Annotated in this window: 18 protein-coding genes; 8 read left to right on the top strand and 10 right to left on the bottom strand. The window is 69.1% G+C overall.

Going from position 1 to position 17,066, the window contains the following annotated elements:
• Window positions 1–78: 78 nt before the first annotated feature.
• Entirely contained in the window at window positions 79–1,023 is a 945-nt protein-coding gene (locus HDC31_RS12675) for a Ppx/GppA phosphatase family protein (RefSeq protein WP_113681836.1), read from the bottom strand.
• Window positions 1,024–1,073: 50 nt separating this feature from the next.
• On the opposite strand from HDC31_RS12675, the gene coaA reads away from it, so the two are divergent.
• The 8 genes from coaA to HDC31_RS12635 all read left to right on the top strand — a co-directional run bounded on the left by coaA (window position 1,074) and on the right by HDC31_RS12635 (window position 9,732).
• Window positions 1,074–2,027 carry a type I pantothenate kinase gene (coaA, locus tag HDC31_RS12670; protein WP_046747367.1) on the top strand — a complete coding sequence of 318 codons (954 nt, stop codon included), beginning with the start codon at window positions 1,074–1,076 and terminating at the stop codon, window positions 2,025–2,027.
• A gap of 62 nt (window positions 2,028–2,089) precedes the next feature.
• Window positions 2,090–3,937 (top strand): glutamine--fructose-6-phosphate transaminase (isomerizing), encoded by a 1,848-nt coding sequence (gene glmS / locus HDC31_RS12665; protein ID WP_113681837.1) that lies wholly within the window; start codon window positions 2,090–2,092, stop codon window positions 3,935–3,937.
• A 95-nt stretch (window positions 3,938–4,032) separates the two neighbouring features.
• The gene (locus HDC31_RS12660) at window positions 4,033–4,392 is read left to right on the top strand and encodes a holo-ACP synthase (RefSeq protein WP_017828216.1); all 360 of its coding nucleotides are present in this window, start codon (window positions 4,033–4,035) and stop codon (window positions 4,390–4,392) included.
• A complete protein-coding gene (alr, locus tag HDC31_RS12655; protein ID WP_113681838.1) occupies window positions 4,389–5,495 on the top strand; it encodes an alanine racemase in 1,107 nt (368 codons plus the stop codon). The genes HDC31_RS12660 and alr overlap by 4 nt, the downstream gene beginning before the upstream one ends.
• Window positions 5,492–5,974: a tRNA (adenosine(37)-N6)-threonylcarbamoyltransferase complex ATPase subunit type 1 TsaE gene (tsaE, locus tag HDC31_RS12650; RefSeq protein ID WP_374939223.1), complete on the top strand. Its 483-nt coding sequence runs from the start codon at window positions 5,492–5,494 to the stop codon at window positions 5,972–5,974. Before alr ends, tsaE begins: the two co-directional genes overlap by 4 nt.
• The gene (locus tag HDC31_RS12645) at window positions 5,971–6,774 is read left to right on the top strand and encodes a response regulator transcription factor (RefSeq protein WP_061018510.1); all 804 of its coding nucleotides are present in this window, start codon (window positions 5,971–5,973) and stop codon (window positions 6,772–6,774) included. The genes tsaE and HDC31_RS12645 overlap by 4 nt, the downstream gene beginning before the upstream one ends.
• A gap of 208 nt (window positions 6,775–6,982) precedes the next feature.
• On the top strand, window positions 6,983–8,581 hold the full coding sequence (locus tag HDC31_RS12640; RefSeq protein WP_113681839.1) for a cell wall metabolism sensor histidine kinase WalK: 1,599 nt from the start codon (window positions 6,983–6,985) through the stop codon (window positions 8,579–8,581).
• Window positions 8,578–9,732, top strand: coding sequence for a hypothetical protein (locus tag HDC31_RS12635; RefSeq protein WP_058632697.1), 1,155 nt, complete (start codon window positions 8,578–8,580; stop codon window positions 9,730–9,732). Before HDC31_RS12640 ends, HDC31_RS12635 begins: the two co-directional genes overlap by 4 nt.
• Here the strand turns inward: HDC31_RS12635 and csrA are convergent, their stop codons facing one another.
• The 9 genes from csrA to HDC31_RS20510 are packed head-to-tail and all read right to left on the bottom strand — an operon-like array spanning window position 9,733 to window position 17,066.
• Window positions 9,733–9,984, bottom strand: a complete 252-nt coding sequence (gene csrA, locus HDC31_RS12630) for a carbon storage regulator CsrA (RefSeq protein WP_046747374.1) — start codon at window positions 9,982–9,984, stop codon at window positions 9,733–9,735. It lies immediately after the preceding gene.
• 4 nt (window positions 9,985–9,988) lie between these two features.
• On the bottom strand, window positions 9,989–12,049 hold the full coding sequence (locus HDC31_RS12625; RefSeq protein WP_058632698.1) for a flagellar biosynthesis protein FlhA: 2,061 nt from the start codon (window positions 12,047–12,049) through the stop codon (window positions 9,989–9,991).
• Window positions 12,046–13,137, bottom strand: a complete 1,092-nt coding sequence (locus tag HDC31_RS12620) for a flagellar biosynthesis protein FlhB (protein WP_179516168.1) — start codon at window positions 13,135–13,137, stop codon at window positions 12,046–12,048. Before HDC31_RS12620 ends, HDC31_RS12625 begins: the two co-directional genes overlap by 4 nt.
• Window positions 13,134–13,895, bottom strand: coding sequence for a flagellar biosynthetic protein FliR (locus tag HDC31_RS12615; RefSeq protein ID WP_046747445.1), 762 nt, complete (start codon window positions 13,893–13,895; stop codon window positions 13,134–13,136). The genes HDC31_RS12620 and HDC31_RS12615 overlap by 4 nt, the downstream gene beginning before the upstream one ends.
• 4 nt (window positions 13,896–13,899) lie before the next feature.
• Entirely contained in the window at window positions 13,900–14,172 is a 273-nt protein-coding gene (fliQ, locus tag HDC31_RS12610) for a flagellar biosynthesis protein FliQ (RefSeq protein ID WP_017828226.1), read from the bottom strand.
• The gene (fliP, locus tag HDC31_RS12605) at window positions 14,169–14,984 is read right to left on the bottom strand and encodes a flagellar type III secretion system pore protein FliP (protein WP_113680342.1); all 816 of its coding nucleotides are present in this window, start codon (window positions 14,982–14,984) and stop codon (window positions 14,169–14,171) included. Before fliP ends, fliQ begins: the two co-directional genes overlap by 4 nt.
• On the bottom strand, window positions 14,981–15,445 hold the full coding sequence (locus HDC31_RS12600) for a flagellar biosynthetic protein FliO (RefSeq protein ID WP_230977946.1): 465 nt from the start codon (window positions 15,443–15,445) through the stop codon (window positions 14,981–14,983). Before HDC31_RS12600 ends, fliP begins: the two co-directional genes overlap by 4 nt.
• A gap of 32 nt (window positions 15,446–15,477) precedes the next feature.
• Complete coding sequence (gene fliN / locus HDC31_RS12595) at window positions 15,478–16,137, bottom strand: flagellar motor switch protein FliN (RefSeq protein ID WP_046747378.1); 660 nt, start codon at window positions 16,135–16,137, stop codon at window positions 15,478–15,480.
• Window positions 16,134–17,066: a flagellar motor switch protein FliM gene (locus HDC31_RS20510; RefSeq protein WP_058632701.1), complete on the bottom strand. Its 933-nt coding sequence runs from the start codon at window positions 17,064–17,066 to the stop codon at window positions 16,134–16,136. The genes fliN and HDC31_RS20510 overlap by 4 nt, the downstream gene beginning before the upstream one ends.

The raw sequence follows: 17,066 nt of genomic DNA, 5'->3' as shown, positions 1-17,066 counted from the left end.
CCGGTGCTCGCTTGATCAGAGGATACCGGCGCGGACCGGGCGGGCAACAGAGGATGTTCATCCGATGTCACGCACCGCTCAACGGGAGGAGTCGCTCCAGTTCAGCTGTTCGATGTAGCGCAGCAGCACGCCTTCGCGCAGCGCCCATGGTGAGACCTCGAGCTCGTCCACGTCGAGGGCGGTCATCGCGGCATGCAGAGACACGGCCGCGGCCACGATCTGGAACGTCCGATCCGGGGTGATGCCGGGCAGCTCCTGTCTGGCGGACGCGGGCAGACGTGCAAGCCGGGGGATCCACGATCCGAGAGCGGTGCGGGGGAGCAGCATCCGTTCGCTCCCCGACCATCCCTGGGCCGGATATCCGACCAATCGGGCCAAGGAACGGATGGCCTTGGACGAGCCCACCACGTGATCGGGGCGGGGGAGAGCGACGAACCTCGGCAGCACCCCTGCGAGCGTCGCCGTCGCGTGCGCGCGCAGTCGTTCCACGTCCGTCTCACCGGGCGGGTCGTTCGGCAGGAACTGTACGGTCATGCGCCCCGCGCCCAGGGGGACCGAGACCGCAGCGTCCGGCAGCTCCTCGGCTCCCGCTGCGATCTCCAGTGAGCCGCCGCCGATGTCGAGCAGCAGGAGCTGACCTGCCGACCAGCCGAACCAGCGACGGACCGCGAGGAAGGTCAGCTCCGCCTCGGTCTCGCCGTCGAGCACCTGGAGACTCTGTCCCAGCGCTGCTTCGATGCGGGCGATGACGTCGGCGCCGTTGCGGGCATCGCGCACGGCGCTCGTCGCCGTGGCGAGCAGGGCATCCACGCGCTCGCTCTCCGCGACCCTTCGGGCCTGCGCGACCGCGGCCTCGAGCGCGACGACGCCCTCCTCCGCGATGGACCCGTCGGGGGTGAGGTAGCGCATGAGGCGCAGCACCGTCCGGTCGCTCGTCGTCGCGAGCGGACGTCCACCGGGGCGGACGTCGGCCGCGAGCAGGTGGACGGTGTTGGATCCGATATCGAGGACTCCCAGGCGCACGGGATGAGAATACTCTCCCGCGGACATCGCGCCGTGAGCGCGCCGATACGATGGACCCCGTGACCACCGCCGACCCCACGCTGCCGCTGTCTCCGTATCGGGAGATCGGGCGTGCGGAGTGGGCGCGCCTCGCCGCCGGACTCGACCAGCCACTCACGGAGACCGAGGTCGTCGAGCTGCGCGGCATCGGAGATCGCCTCTCGCTCACCGAGGTGCGCGAGGTGTATCTGCCGCTGAGCCGATTGCTCAGCCTGTACGCGACGTCGACGAAGCGCCTGGGTGCCGCCACCTCTTCGTTCCTCCAGGAGGACGACACCACCACCCCGTTCGTCGTGGGAGTCGCCGGGTCTGTCGCCGTGGGCAAGTCGACCATCGCGCGCCTGCTGCGCGAACTCATGAGCCGTTGGCCGGGGACCCCGAGGGTGGAACTGGTGACGACCGACGGGTTCCTCTACCCGAACGCGGAGCTCGAGCGCCGCGGCATCATGGACCGCAAGGGCTTCCCCGAGTCCTATGACCGCCGCGCCCTGATCGAGTTCCTGACCGAGGTCAAGAGCGGTGCCGCCGAGGTGCGTGCTCCCTTCTACTCGCACATGCGCTACGACATCGTCCCGGATGCGAACGTGGTGGTGCGCCGCCCCGACGTCGTCATCGTCGAGGGCCTGAACGTGCTGCAGCCGCCGCCCGCGCCGAACGACGTGGCCGTGAGCGACCTCTTCGACTTCTCGATCTTCGTCGACGCCGACACCTCGCATATCGAGAAGTGGTACGTCGATCGCTTCCTCGCCCTTCGTCAGGCCGCGTTCAGCAACCCCTCGTCGTACTTCAACGTGTTCGCGCACCTCACCGACGAGGAGGCGATCACCACTGCACTGGGATATTGGAACGAGATCAACATGCCGAACCTCGTCGAGAACGTGATGCCCACCCGGCACCGTGCGCGGCTCGTGCTGCGTAAGGGCGCGGATCACGACGTGGAGAGCGTGCTCCTGCGCAAGCTCTGAGGCGGCCGCCGGCACCCGATTGTACGGACGACTCGCAAAAAACGCGCCTTACTCTTGATCCCATGTGTGGAATCGTCGGATACGTGGGCCCGCGCCCCAGCCAGGACATCCTTCTCGCAGGCCTCGCACGCCTGGAGTATCGCGGATACGACTCTGCGGGTGTCGCGGTCATCGATGGCGACGGCACGCTCGGGATGCGCAAGAAGGCGGGCAAGCTCGCCATCCTGCGCGACTCGCTCGCCGATGCCCCGCTCCCCGACGGCTCGACCGGCATCGGGCACACCCGTTGGGCGACGCATGGGGGTCCGACCGATGGCAACGCGCACCCGCACCTGGCCGATGACGACAAGCTCGCGGTCATCCACAACGGCATCATCGAGAACTTCTCGGCCTTGCGTGACGAGCTCCTCGCCGACGGTGTGGTGTTCCGCAGCGAGACCGACACCGAGGTCGCCGCAGCCCTGCTCGGACGGGAGTACGCCGGCAACGGCGGCGACCTGCAGCTGGCCTTCCGCAGCATCGTGAACCGCCTGGAAGGGGCCTTCACTCTGCTGGCGATGCACCAGGACCACCCGGGCCTCGTCGTCGGCGCTCGTCGCAACTCTCCGCTCGTGATCGGGCTCGGCGAGGGCGAGAACTACCTCGGATCCGACGTCGCCGCCTTCATCGAGCACACCCGCAAGGCGCTCGCGATCGGTCAGGACCAGATCGTCTCGATCACCCCGGACTCCGTGACGGTCACCGACTTCGCCGGCACACCCGTCGAGCCGGAGCCCTTCGACGTGTCATGGGACGCGGCAGCCGCCGAGAAGGGCGGATGGTCGAGTTTCATGGCCAAGGAGGTCGCTGAGCAGCCCGAGGCGGTGGCGAACACCATCCGCGGCCGCATCCAGGACGGTCAGGTCGTGATCCCGGAGCTCGACGGGCTCGACGAGCTCTTCGTCGGCATCAACCGGGTCATCATCACCGCCTGCGGCACGGCGTCCTACGCGGCGCTGGTGGGCAAGTACGCGATCGAGCAGTGGGCGCGCGTGGCGGTCGACGTCGAGCTCGCACACGAGTTCCGCTACCGTGACCCCGTGATCGGTGCCGACACCCTGGTAGTGTCGATCAGCCAGTCGGGAGAGACGATGGACACCCTGATGGCCGTGAAGTACGCCCGCGAACGCGGTGCACGCACGCTGTCGATCTGCAACACGCAGGGCGCCACCATCCCGCGCGAGTCGGATGCGGTGGTCTACACGCACGCCGGGCCCGAGGTCGCCGTGGCCTCGACCAAGGCGTTCTCGGCACAGATCACCGCCCTCCTGCTGCTGGGGCTGCACATGGGCCGGGTCCGCGGTGCCGTGGCCGACGCCTCGCTCGATGCGGCAGAGCTCGCAGCGCTCCCCGAGAAGATCGCCAAGGTCCTCGACAGCGAGCAGGAGCACGTCACGCAACTCGCCGGGTGGATGGCCGACACGCGCTCGGTGCTCTTCCTCGGCCGGCACGTGGGGTACCCCATCGCGCTCGAGGGTGCGCTCAAGCTCAAGGAGATCTCCTACATCCACGCGGAGGGCTTCGCCGCCGGCGAGCTCAAGCACGGTCCGATCGCATTGATCGAGCCGGGGCAGCCGGTGTTCGTGCTCGTGCCGTCGCCGCGTCACTCGGCGCTCGTGCATTCCAAGGTCGTCTCGAACATCCAGGAGATCCGCGCGCGCGGTGCCAGGGTGATCGTGATCGCCGAGGAAGGCGACGCGGCCGTGCTGCCGTTCGCCGACGAGGTCATCCGCATCCCGCTCGCCGGCCCGATGTTCGAGCCGCTGCTCGCCGTCGTGCCGCTGCAGATCTTCGCGATGGCCCTGGCCACGGCGAAGGGACTCGACGTCGACCAGCCGCGCAACCTCGCGAAGTCGGTGACGGTCGAGTAGACCCGGCCTCCGATTCGCGCGAATGGCTTCGTTTCCAGCGGAAACGGAGCCATTTGGGCGATTTCAACGGGATTCAGGCTCGGTAGGCTGAACGGGTGATCATCGGAACCGGCATCGACCTCGTGGACATCCCGAGGTTCGAGCGGACGATGGAGCGGACGCCGCGACTTCGCGAACGCCTCTTCGCCCCGTCGGAGCGCACGTTACGCCTGCCTTCCCTCGCCGCGCGCTATGCCGCCAAAGAGGCGTTGATCAAGGCTCTGGGCGGATCCGACGGTGTGCACTGGACCGAGATCGAGATCGCCTCGGAACCCTCCGGTCGCCCGCACTTCGTGCTCTCCGGGTCGACGGCCGCCGTCGTCGAGGAACGGGGCATCCTCACACTGCATCTGACTCTCACCCATGACGCCGGCCTCGCCGCGGCGTTCGTCGTCGCCGAAGGAGCACCGCTGTGACCGTCCCGTTCCGAGAAGCGACCATCGATCTCGATGCCATCGCCGACAACGTGCGGCACTTCCGGCGCCTCACCGGCGTCGAGGTGATCGCCATCGTGAAAGCCAACGCCTACGGTCATGGTGCGGCTTCGGCAGCGGTGGCCGCGCTCTCGGCCGGTGCCACGCGGATCGGCGTCGCCGAGATCCCCGAGGCGCTCGAGCTGCGCAGACAGGGCGTGCACGCGCCGATCATGGCGTGGTTGCATGCGCCGGGGGAGAGGTTCGAGCACGCCGCGGCACAGGACATCGAAGTCGGGATCTCCTCGTTCGATCAGCTCGAGGCAGCCGGCGCGGCAGCCGCTGTCGACCGGCCGGTCGGAGTGCACCTGAAGCTCGAGACCGGGCTGTCGCGCAATGGCATCGCCCCGGCGGACTGGGGACGTGTGCTGGCGGAGGCGGCGCGGCTCGAGCGCATCGGGCGCCTGCGCATCGTGGGACTGTTCAGCCATCTCTCCAACACCTCTGTGGACGACGACAGGGCGGCGCTCGCGAAATTCGAAGAGGGGGTCGCCACCGCTGCGTCGTTCGGCGTCCATCCCGAGATCCGACACATCGCCGCCACGGCAGCAGCCATAGACCTGCCCGAGATGCGCCTCGACGCCGTCCGCATCGGCGTGGGACTCTACGGCCTCTCGCCCTTCGACGACCGCAGTTCAGCGGAACTCGGGCTGCGGCCGGCCATGACCCTCCGGGGCGCGATCGCCGCCGTCCGTCGCGTGCCGGCGGGAACCGGGGTCTCCTACGGCTATGACCATCGCACCGACCGCGACACGACCCTGGTGCTCGTTCCTCTCGGCTACGCCGACGGGGTGCCCCGCAACGCCTCGGGGAAGCTTCCGGTCTCGATCGGCGGGCGCCGGTTCCTCAACGTCGGACGGATCGCGATGGATCAGTTCATCGTCGACGTCGGGGACACCCCCGTCTCGATCGGGGATGAGGTGGTCCTGTTCGGCGACCCCACCCTCGGGGTGCCCTCGGCTGCGGACTGGGCCGAAGCCGCCGACACCATCAACTACGAGATCGTCACCCGGATCGGCTCCCGGGTGCCTCGGAGGACGTCGTGAGCGTGGATCCCGCCTTCCTCGGCCGCCGGGAGATCGCCACCGCCGAGGAGATGGAGCAGCTGGGTCTGCGCATCGGCGAGCAGCTCGAGGCGGGCGACCTGCTCGTGCTGACCGGTCCTCTCGGCGCGGGGAAGACCACCTTCACCCGCGGTCTCGCCGAGGGGCTGGGGGTGCGCGGACCGGTGCAGAGCCCGACCTTCGTGATCGCCCGCACTCATCCCTCCCTGGTCGGCCGAGCACCACTGGTGCACGTCGACGCCTACCGGCTCGGCTCGGCTGCTGAGCTCGACGACCTCGACCTCGACCTCGAGCGGTCCGTCGTGGTGATCGAGTGGGGGCGTGGCATGGCCGAGGAGCTGGCGGACTCGTGGTGGGACATCGAGGTGGAACGGCCCGTCGGAGCGGCGGATGTCGACCCGTCCGAGCTGGATGCCGACGCGCCGCGCTTCGTCACGATCACGCGCGAGAGCGCCTCGTGAGCTCGGGGGACGTCCGCGCCCTGGTCGCCGTGATCATCGAGGACGATCCCGGTGTGCGCTCCCTGCTCGACGAGGTCTTCCTCGCGGCGGGCTTCGAGACGATCCTCACGGGGTCGGGTGTGGACGGTCTCGGGGCCGTCGAGCGGCACCAGCCGGTGATCACGACCCTCGACATCAACCTGCCCGGCATCGACGGCTTCGAGGTGGCGCGGCGCATCCGTCGAGTCAGCGACACCTTCATCATCATGCTCTCGGCGCTCTCCGACGAGTCCGACGTGGTTCTGGGGCTCACCTCCGGTGCCGACGAGTATCTGGTGAAGCCGTTCCGCCCGCGCGAGCTGCGTGCCCGCATCGAGGCGCTCCTGCGTCGTCCTCGACTGCCGGACGTCCGCAGTGCGTCGAGCCTGCGTGCCCCGGTCGAACCCGAGCCCGTGGCCGACGGCGCGACCGTGCTCACCTGGCGTGGGCGGGTGCACCGGGACCTCAGCCTCGACCTCGACACGCGGATGGTCCTGATCGGGCAACGGCGGATCGACCTCACCCCGACCGAGTTCGATCTGCTCGCCGCACTGCTCGAGGCGAAGCAGCGCGTATGCAGCAAGGCCGAGCTCGCCCGGGGGTTGCGCGGCCTTCCCCCGGGCTCGAGCGACTACGTGAGCGAGCCGGACAAGCGCGCGATCGAGACGCACATCGCCAACCTGCGGCGAAAGCTCGGTGACAGCACGAGCGCCCCTCGCTACGTCGAGACCGTGCGCGGGGTCGGCTACCGCCTGACCCCCGCAACGATCGAAACGAACTGACCGGGGCGGAGCCGCGGCTCCCCAGCCGCGGCCCCGGATGCCTGCGAATCCCCACTCGCCTGGCCCCGGCGTCTGCGTTGTTCCCCAGTCGCAGTTTCGGCCCCACTCAGAATGCTAGGGGTGAGAGGCCGCCCGAAGAGCGGGCTGCACCGATCTTTGAGTAATCTTGCGGGAAAGCTGAGGATCGACCGGAGGGCGGGCGAAGAGCATGATCCGCACCGTCTCGATCTGGCGATGGCAACTGGTGTTCATGGGCAGCATCGTCGCCATCGTGGTGATGATCACCGCCTTCAAGCCCCAGACCTTCGCCAACCCTCTGATCGTCACGGGGATCGCCCTCGTCGTCGTGACCACTCTGGTGACCCTGGCCGTGCCCTGGCATCGACTCCCGCACAGCGCGGTGGCTGCCATCCCGCTCCTGGACGCCCTCGCCGTCGGCTTCACGACGAACGCGCCCGACATCCGCCTGGGCTTCCTCTGGGTCTTCCCCGTGGTCTGGCTGGCGACCTACTTCTCCCTGCCGTGGGTGCTCGGAGGCATCGCCTTCATCAGCGGCACCCTCGTGGTCTTCGCGGATCAGAACGGCACTCCGGCGGACATCCTGCTGCGGCTGTTGACGCTCGTGATCACCCTCGGGTTCCTGGGCGTCACGGTGCGCATCGGCGCTCAGCGCTCTCGTGCGGCACGCCGACTTCTCCAACGGCGGTCGGAGCAGGTCAATCGCGCGGCCGAGCGCGCCGAAGCCAACCAGCGCAGGGTCACGCAGATCGTCGACGCGCTGGGCGCCGCGCTCGTCGTAGTCACATCGTCCGGTCGCATCCTGCAGATGAACGACGCGTACAGGTCTCTGTACGGGCGCGACCGCTTCGGCGCCGCTCTGCCCTCCGCCTCGGTCGAGTACGACGCGCGTCGCGGCCATGCCGTGCCGCAGACGCGCACGACGCTGGCAAGGGCGGCGCGCGGAGAGACGTTGCAGTCCGAGCGGGTCTGGCTGTTCGACGGCGGTGGACAGTGGAGGGCGCTGGAGGTGAGCACACAGCCGATGGCCACGGCCGGCGAGGGGGAGGACATCACTCTCGTCGTGATCGATGATGTGACCGCGATGCTCGAGGCCGAGGAGGAGCGCAGGGCGTTCACGGCGGTCGTCTCGCACGAGCTGCGCAACCCGCTCACCGCGATCATCGGCCACGTGGAGCTGCTGCGCGAACGCGAGGATCTCCCGGGCAGGGTGCCCGCTCAGCTCGAGATCATCGCGCACGCGGGCGATCGCATGCAGGAGCTCGTCGGGAGCATCCTGGAGCAGACGAGCCACACGGCTCCGGAGCCGTTCGCCCCTGTGGACCTGCGCGAACTCGTCGAGGCGTCCGCCGCTTCGTACTCACCGCTCATCGCCGGCAGCAGACAGACCCTCACCGTGGAGGGGGAGGGCGGACTCGTCGTCTCCGGCGACGCTTTCCGCCTGCGCCAGGTGCTGGACAACCTGCTCAGCAACGCCGTCAAGTACACCCCCGCCGGAGGGATCATCACCGTGGACCTCTCGACAGGGCCCGATGGGTACGCGGAACTCGCTGTCTCCGACAACGGTACGGGGATGTCTCCCGAAGACCTCTCGCGGGTGTTCGAGCCCTATTTCCGTGCGGACAGCGCGATGCGCGCCGGCATCGGCGGAACGGGGCTCGGGATGGGGATCGCCAGGGAGATCGTCGCCGCCCACGAGGGCACCATCGATGTGGTCAGCGAGGCCGGCACCGGAACCAGGGTGACACTGCGGTTCCCGCATCACCGAGCGAAGGAGAAGCACACATGAGTCCGCTCGTTCCGGTGAGCGTCGACATCACCACCAGCATGGTGGCCGTCGTCACCGTGCTGACAGCGCTGGTGGTGGGGCTCGGAACGCTCGCCCGCCCGAGCCGCGCGACGGTGACCTGGGCCGGCGCGTTCGGGCTCGGGATGCTCGGGGCCTACCTGTGGCTGGCCGGGCAGCAGACCGATGAGCAGATGCTGCGCGCCGCGGCCTCTGCGCTGATGCTGTGCTTCGAGCCGCTGGTGTGGATCGGACTGCGGCTGCACTTCGGTCGCCGCGCATCCTGGTGGGCGGTGATCCCCTTCCTGGTGGCCGCCCCCGTGCTTCTCGTGGCGACGACGGAGACGCCCTGGTATCTGCCCACTTTCCACGTCGTCTTCCTCGTCAGCGGGGTGTTCGCCGGCATGGTCGCGTACGAGCTCCTGCGCGGACGGCCCGTGGCCAGGGACATCGTGCTGCCGCTGGCTCTCGCCTCGTGCGGATTCGTGGTCGTGGCGGTCGTGAGCGCCGCCTCCGCCCTCGTCGTGGGCGGTGCGGGAACCCAGGAGCAACTGAGCGCGCTGCGCGGCATGAACGCCGTCGGGACCCTCGTGGTGAGCACCTGCGCGGCCTTCACCCTCGTGCTGCTGGTGCGCGTGGGGGAGAAGGCCGCTGCCGGTCGCAGCACCGACGGGGCGGATCGCGCCCGCAGACGTCTGCGCAAAGCCGAAGCGCAGAACGACCAGCCGTGGTCCGTCCTCGACATCCGCCTCGACGATCCGGTCGACCTCCGCGAAGCATCGACCGGAGCGGAGTTCGCCCGCATCGTCGATCGCTTCCACGACGACATCGAAGACGCGCTGCCGGCATCGGCGGACGCCGATCGGATCGAGGACGGGCGGGCCGTCGTGATCATCCGTGGCAGCGACGAAGCGGTGCGGTATCACCTGCGCGCCATGCTCACCCGCATCGCCATGCTCGAGAGGGGAGCCTCCGCGAGTGGTATCCGCTCCTCCGCCAGCATCGGCTGGGCGCCCGTGTCCGTCGTCGGCTACGACTACGACCTGCTGCGGGCTGCGGCGGACCGGGCCGCGGTCAGAGCCAGGGCGGCGGGCGGCGATCAGTGGAAGCGCGCCAACGCGGACGACCTGATCGGCGTGCGACCGGCGGGCTGACTACCGCGTGCGGGTCTCTCGTCCTCGCGCGAGGGCAGCGACGATCGCGCCTTCGGCGTCGTCACCCGTCTCGGCGGCGGCCGACACGTTCTCGGCGACCACGGCCTCGATGATCTCGGTCCTCTGGATGCGCGTCTCGCGCGGCGCCTTCACGCCGATGCGCACGCTGTCGCCCTTGATCTCGAGCAGCGTGACCTCGATGTCGCCGTCGATGCGCACGCTCTCACCGATCCGCCTCGTCAACACCAGCATTCGTTCAGCCTAGTGCTGCGGGGACGACGCCGACCGCCGGTGCGGGGATGTCGTGCACGACGCCCACCGTCTCGATCGTGAGAGCCGCGGCAGTCGCCTCGTTGTACGACAGCACGGGGAGGCCGTCGGTCTGCGCGGAGATGAGGCGCCGCACGGCCGGTCGCAGCGAGGGTGCGCACACGAGTACCGGCTCGCCGCCTTCCCGCACCGAGGAGACGGCGTGCTTCACGGACTCGATCACGGTCTCCATACGCTGCGGATCGAACACGATCTGACTGCCCTCGTCGCTCGAGCGCAGGCTCTCGAGCATGGCCTGCTCCAGCAGCGGGTTGATCATGACGACGCGCAGGGTTCCGGCATCGGCGAAACGGGCGGCGATCGCCGGGCCGAGGGCGGCGCGGGCGGCCTCGATCAGGCCCTCCGGCTCGGTGGACACCCTGGCCCGCAACGCGAGAGCCTCGTAGATGCGGCTGAGGTCGTTGATGGGGACCCGCTCCGCCAGGAGGCCCTGCAGCACGCGCTGCACCTCTGCCAGCGAGAGCAGAGCGGGGGTGAGCTCCTCGACCGCAGCGGGCGAGACCTGCTTGAGGGCGTCGGTGAGCTGGCGCACGTCTTCGCGGCTGAGCAGTCGAGCGGCGTGGGCGTGGATGACGCTGGAGAGATGCGTGATGATCACACTCGCGCGGTCGATCACGGTGGCCCCGGCGAACTCTGCGCTGTGGCGCATCTCCATGGGGATCCACTTGCCCTCGAGACCGAAGACCGGGTCGAGCGTCGCCGTGCCGGGAAGGCTGTCCAACCCCTGTCCGAGCGCGAGCACCGACCCGACGGGTGCCGTACCGCGACCGGTCTCGACCCCGGCGATCCGGATGACGTAGGTCGCCTGCGGCAGCTCGATGCTGTCGCGGGTGCGCACCGGTGGCGCGACCAGCCCCAGATCGAGGGCGATGCGGCGTCGGAGGGCTTTCACGCGTGCGAGGAGGTCGTCCGGGCCCCCGGTGACCAGATCCACGATGTCGGGGGCGAGCAGGATCTCGAGCGGATGCACACGCATCTTCTCGATGAGCTCCTCCGGCTGGTCGGTCGGAACCGTCGACGGGCTCTGCACCGCAGCCGCCTCTTCGCGTTTCTGGGTGGCCTTGATCCGCTGCGCGATCAGCAGCAGCGTCGCGCCGATCGCGACGAACGGCAGCATCGGCATGTGCGGGATGAGCGACATGATGATCGCGGCGCATCCGGCGATGATCAGCGCATTGCGGGACTGGCCGAGCTGGGCGGACGCCGCCGTCCCCATCTCCGCCTCCGCCGTGGAGCGGGTCACGATCATGCCGGTGGAGACGGCCATCAGCAGGGCGGGGATCTGCGTGACCAGACCGTCGCCGATCGTCAGCAGGCTGTAGGTGCTCACGGATTCGTCGATCGTCATGCCGTGCTGCACGATCCCGATGGCGATGCCGCCGACGATGTTGATGATGATGATGACGAGACCGGCGATCGCGTCGCCCTTCACGAACTTGGACGCACCGTCCATGGCTCCGTAGAAGTCGGCCTCGGCCGCCACCTCGGCGCGGCGCTCGCGGGCCTCCGCATCGGTGATGAGTCCGGCGTTCAGGTCGGCGTCGATGGCCATCTGCTTGCCGGGCATCGCGTCGAGCGTGAATCGTGCGCCGACCTCGGCCACGCGCTCCGCACCCTTTGTCACGACGACGAACTGGATGACGACGAGGATGAGGAACACGACGGCGCCGATGATGAGCGAGCCGCCGACCGCGATGGCGCCGAAGGCCTCGATCACCTGCCCCGCATACGCCTCGCCGAGCACCAGACGGGTGGAGGCCACGTTGAGCCCCAGGCGGAACAGCGTGGCCACGAGCAGCAGCGAGGGGAAGACCGAGAAGTCGAGCGGCTTCTTCACGAACATCGACGTCAGCAGGATCACGAGCGCGAACATGATGTTCAGGATGATGAGGATGTCGAGCAGGAACGGCGGCACCGGCACGACGAGGAGCATGATGATGCCCACGACGCCGATCGGCACTCCGAGCTTGGGAAGCAGCTGTCTCATGCGGTCCTCCGGTAGGGAAGGGAGTGGATGCCGCGGGCGGCCCCGCGTCGTCGCAGCGAGTCGACGAACACGAGCACACGGGCCACGGCGTTGTACAGGTCTTCGGGGATCTCGTGCCCGAGCTCGCAGGCGGCGTGCAGAGCCCTGGCGAGGGTGATCTCGCGCACCAGTGGGACACCGGCGCGCACGGCCTCGTCGCGGATGCGCTCCGCGATCACGCCGCTGCCCTTCGCGACCACCTTGGGCGCGGCCCTGCCGGGTTCGTACCGCAGTGCCACGGCGATGTGGGTGGGATTGACCACCACCACATCGGAGCCGGCGACGGCCGCGATCATGCGGTTGCGGCTGACAGCGAGCTGCCGTGAACGGCGCTGCTGGCGGATGAGCGGATCGCCTTCGGAGTTCTTGCTCTCGTCGCGGATCTCGCGCTTGGTCATGCGCGTGTGCTTGCGGTTGCGTCGCATCACCACGAACATGTCGATCGCGGCGAGGGCCAGCCCCACGCCGATCGCGGTCTGCAGCAGGGCGGTCGTGCCTTCGCTCGCGGTGCCGAGCATTCGGGTGACGGAGTGCGCCCCGCTCGCGGTCAGCACGGGCATCAGGCTCGCGATCACGAACCAGAGGGCGATGCCGATGGCGGCGGTCTTCATGAGGGCCTTGGCGCCCTCCCAGAGAGCCTGCATGCCGAACACGCGGCGCACGCCGTTGACGAGGTTGAACTGCTCGAAGCGGCCCGTCAGAGGGCGCAGGTGCACACCGCCCTGGATGACCGCGCCGATCAGGGTGACGATCGCGACGGCCGTCAGCATCACGGTGAGCGTCGGGAGCACGGAGGCCAGGCCGCGGCCGAGCGCTGCGAGCGCGGCCTCCGGCGTCGGCGCCGCGACCAGGGAGTCGAGCGTGAGCAGCTGCTCCGTCCCCGCCGATGCACCGAGCGCGATCGCGGCGGGCATCGTGACGGCCGCCGCGCCGATACCGAGCCAGGCCGTGAGGTCCTGACTGCGTGACAGGCGTCCCTTCTTCCTCGCTTCGCTGAGGTGCTTGTCCGTCGCCTTCTCGCTGCGTTCGCCGGTATCGGTCCCGCTCATCGGTGCACCCCCTGCATCATCCGCAGGGCGTTGGCGGCGAGGGCGTCGACGATGCCGGGGAGCACGGCGTACACGGCTCCGGCGAGCAGCAGCGTGAGCAGGATCTTCACCGGGAAGCCCATCGCGAACGCGTTCAGGGCAGGGGCGACACGGGTGATGAGCCCGAGCCCGACATCGGCGAGGAACAGCACGAGCACGAGCGGTCCGGCGATCTGCACGGCCGCCAGCACGAGCTGCGTCACCCCGTCGACGAGCAGTTCGGCAGGACCGGCCACCTGGAAGATACCGTTGACGGGCACGGCCTCGAAGCTCCGCGCGAGCCCGGCCAAAATCAGCTGGTACCCGCCCGAGGCGAACAGCAGCGTGAGCGCGGTGATGTGGAACAGCCGGGTGAACTGCGCGCCGTTGACCATCGAGTGGGGATCGAACGCCTGCGCGAGCTGGAACCCGCCGAAGACGTCGATCAGGCTTCCCGCAGCCTGGAGCGCGGAGAAGCACAGCAGCACCAGGAACCCCAGCAGGGCACCCGTGACGAGCTGCAGGACGAGCGCGCCGAGGAAGGGACCGGTGTCGAGGTTCTCGTACCCGGGGGCGACGGCGGTGCCGACGGCGAGGGAGAGCCCGATCGCGAGCATCGCCTTCACGCGCACCGGGATCGCCCCGTAGGAGAACGGCGGAGCGATCATGATGAAGGCCGTGATGCGCACCGCGGTGAGCATCGTGGCCTCCAGCCACGCGAAATCGATGGGGATGTACACGCCGTCATCCGCTCAACAGCGAGGGGATGCGGGCGAACATCTCGTTGGTGAAGGCGATCATCTCGGCGATCATCCAGTTGCCGGCGATCAACAGTGCGATGCCGACGGCGACGATCTTCGGGACGAACGACAGCGTCACCTCCTGCACCTGGGTGATGGACTGCAACAGCGAGATCGCGAAGCCGACGACGAGCGCGGTGACCAGGACGGGGGCGGCGAGCTTCGCCGCGATGATCAGTCCCTGCGTGCCGATGTCGATGACCGCCTCGGGGCTCATCGGACCCCTCCGTAACTCTCCAGGAGGGCTCTGATGATGAGCCCCCAGCCGTCGACGAGGATGAACAGCAGGATCTTGAACGGCAGCGAGATCATGACGGGCGGGAGCATCATCATGCCCATCGACATCAGCGCCGCTGCCACGACGAGGTCGATCACCAGGAACGGGATGAAGATCACGAAGCCGATGATGAACGCCGCGCGCAGCTCGGAGATCATGAACGCGGGGATGAGCGTGTACATCGGGACGCTCGAGGGGTCCTCGGGGTTGGGCTGGCCGGCCATCCGCGTCATGAGCGCGAGGTCCTCTTCGCGGGTGAAGCGGAGCATCCACTCCTGCAGGGGCAGCTGGCCCACGTCGATGGCCTGTGTGAACGAGAGCGAGCCGTCGATGTAGGGCTGCACCGCGACCGTGTTGATCTCGGTGAGCACCGGCCACATGATGAACAGCGACAGGAAGAGGGACAGCCCCGCCAGCACCTGGTTCGGGGGGATGGTCGGCAACGAGAGGGCGTTCCTGGTCATCGCCAGCACGACGAAGATCTTCGTGAACGACGACATCATCAGCAGCAACGCGGGGGCGACCGAGAGCAGCGTGATGCCCAGCAGGGTCAGGATCGACCCCGACGGACCGCCGTCGACGCCGTTGATGTCGATCGTGACGCCCTCGCCCTGATCGTCCGGGGTCACCTGTGCGTGGGCGGCCGTGCCCGTGATGAGGGTGAGGACCACGACGAGTGCGAGTGCCGCGGCGAGGATCAGCGCGATTCGTCGCAGCGCGCGCCCGTCGACGACCCCACGGGTGACGCTCATCGGGTGCGCCGGATGGCCTCGGCGGTCTGCCGCCACGTCTCGGGGGAGAGGATGGAGCCGCGCAGCGGATCGTTGCGGTGCCGCACACGGCGCTGCGGCGCCGATGACTCCGGAGGGATGTCCGTCGATTCCGTCAGGGCCGCCGCGGCCAGGATCCGGTCGAACTCCGCGGCGTCGGACGCCGCTTCCGTGGTCGCCGGCGACCATGCCGGGCGGGGTGTCTCCTCCGAGGTGTCGGTCCGCTTGACCGGCAGCCGATCGACGACGTTCACGCCGTGCTCCGTGACGCCGAGCACGTATCGGGCGTCCTCGGTCTGGATCACGACGATCTGCGCCTTCGGGCCGACTCCCTGGCGTCCGAGCACCGTGATCGCCTCACTGTCGCGACGACGGGCCTGCGTGCGCGCGACACGGCGCTGCAGGAACCACAGCACTCCGAGTACTGCGGCGAGCGAGAGCACGACCCGCAGGCCGAGCAGGAGGTCGTCCAGGGTCAGGCCTCGACGTTCTCGAGGATGCGGGTGATGCGCACCGCGTAGTCCTGATCGACCACGACGACCTCGCCATGGGCGATGACGCGTCCGTTGAGCTTGATGTCTGCGGGGGCGCCGGCGGAGCGGTCGAGCTCGACGATGCGTCCGGGTTCCAGGTCCAGCACGTCGCGCACCGCCATCCTGGTGCGGCCGATCTCGACGGTGAGCTCCATCTCGACGCCGGCGATGCGGTGCAGCCGGCGGGACGGGTTCGCGGCTCCTGCCGGCGCGCGGGTGACGACGACGGCCAGGCGTCCGACCGTGTGGTCGGCGTCGTCCTGCAGATCGAACAGCTGCACAGCCGGGTCCGCGAAGAGGGCGGAGGCATCGCCCACGGCGGCCTCGCCGAGAGCGCCGGAGCCCAGTGCGCTGGTCGCGGTCTCGAGGGCATCGCGCAACCGATCGGTGAGCGGTGTGCCGCCGAGCCCGTCGACCAGGATCTCCGGCTCGAAGAGCTGCACGGCGAGCTGGGCGCTGGCCTCGCCGACGAACTGCACGATCACGGCGTCGCCGGTGTCGCCCGAGACCTGGGAGGCGCGTGCGATGAGCGGGGAGGGCGTCGGGAGCGATGCGGCGAAGGCGGCGGCGACGGCGGACTCGTAGGTGGTGGTGCTGCTCACGCGGACTCCTCGGCGGATGCGGGATCGGGGACGGTGGTGGTGACGACACAGGCCAGCCGCGCGCCCGCGCTGCCAACGGCAGCGGTCGCGATGGTCTGATCGCCGACGGTGAGGACCATCGGACGGTCGGCGGAGTGCGGGAAGGCGATGATGTCGCCCACAGCGAGATCGAGCACCTCGCGCGGCAGCACCGTTCGGGGTGCGAGCCGCAAAGCCACCTCGACCGGTGCCACCTCGACCTGGCGGCGGATCCGGTCGGGTGCGGCAGTGCGCTCGAGGTCGGAGGGACGCACGGTGAATCCCGCGAGCACCGAGGCGGGCAGCATCACGCTCGTCGGCACCGTGCGACCAGCCAGACGCATCGAGAACCGCGCGACGATGACGGGCTCACCGGCAGCCGCGACCTGCGCGAACTGCGAGCTGTACTGGATACCGCTGAACGAGACGCCGACGGGGAGCAGACCATCGAGCGCCCCGGTGAGGTGGTCGATCGCGTCGACGATCAACGAGCGGATCAGGGCCTGCTCGATCGGGGTGAAGGTGCGGTCCTCCGAGGCGGTCGATGCCCGGCCGCCGACCATCTGCACGATCCACGCCGTCGCGGCGGAGGTGGGCAGCTGCACGATGAGGCGCTCTTCGGATTCGGGGAGCGCGCACACGATCATGGTGGTCGTGGTGGGGAGGGACTGGGCGTACTCGCCGTAGGTCATCATCCCGACGTGCTCGACCGCGATCGTGGCCCGCACGTGGATCTTCGCCGACAGCTGCGCCGACCACTGCCGCGAGAACGTCTCGAAGGCGAGTTCCAGGGCGCGGGTGTGCTCGCGGGAGAGGGTCGCGGAACGGCCGAAGTCGTACACCTCGACTTCGGGGGCCTTCGCCGTCGTCCCCGCGCGCACTTCGGAGCGCACGCTGTTATCGATCACCAC

This window comes from Microbacterium sp. JAI119, assembly GCF_013410135.1.
Taxonomy (GTDB): domain Bacteria; phylum Actinomycetota; class Actinomycetes; order Actinomycetales; family Microbacteriaceae; genus Microbacterium; species Microbacterium oxydans.
Note: the sequence above shows the minus strand (reverse complement) of the source record. Positions and strands in the feature narration are given on the sequence as shown.

Excerpts from the sequence above, each read along its gene's own strand:
- coaA (WP_046747367.1), top strand. The coding sequence starts at position 1,074 with ATGGACCCCGTGACCACCGCCGACCCCACGCTGCCGCTGTCTCCGTAT.
- glmS (WP_113681837.1), top strand. The coding sequence starts at position 2,090 with ATGTGTGGAATCGTCGGATACGTGGGCCCGCGCCCCAGCCAGGACATC.
- HDC31_RS12635 (WP_058632697.1), top strand. The coding sequence starts at position 8,578 with ATGAGTCCGCTCGTTCCGGTGAGCGTCGACATCACCACCAGCATGGTG.
- HDC31_RS12625 (WP_058632698.1), bottom strand. The coding sequence starts at position 12,049 with ATGAGACAGCTGCTTCCCAAGCTCGGAGTGCCGATCGGCGTCGTGGGC.
- csrA (WP_046747374.1), bottom strand. The coding sequence starts at position 9,984 with ATGCTGGTGTTGACGAGGCGGATCGGTGAGAGCGTGCGCATCGACGGC.
- HDC31_RS12620 (WP_179516168.1), bottom strand. The coding sequence starts at position 13,137 with ATGAGCGGGACCGATACCGGCGAACGCAGCGAGAAGGCGACGGACAAG.
- fliP (WP_113680342.1), bottom strand. The coding sequence starts at position 14,984 with ATGAGCGTCACCCGTGGGGTCGTCGACGGGCGCGCGCTGCGACGAATC.
- fliQ (WP_017828226.1), bottom strand. The coding sequence starts at position 14,172 with ATGAGCCCCGAGGCGGTCATCGACATCGGCACGCAGGGACTGATCATC.
- HDC31_RS12640 (WP_113681839.1), top strand. The coding sequence starts at position 6,983 with ATGATCCGCACCGTCTCGATCTGGCGATGGCAACTGGTGTTCATGGGC.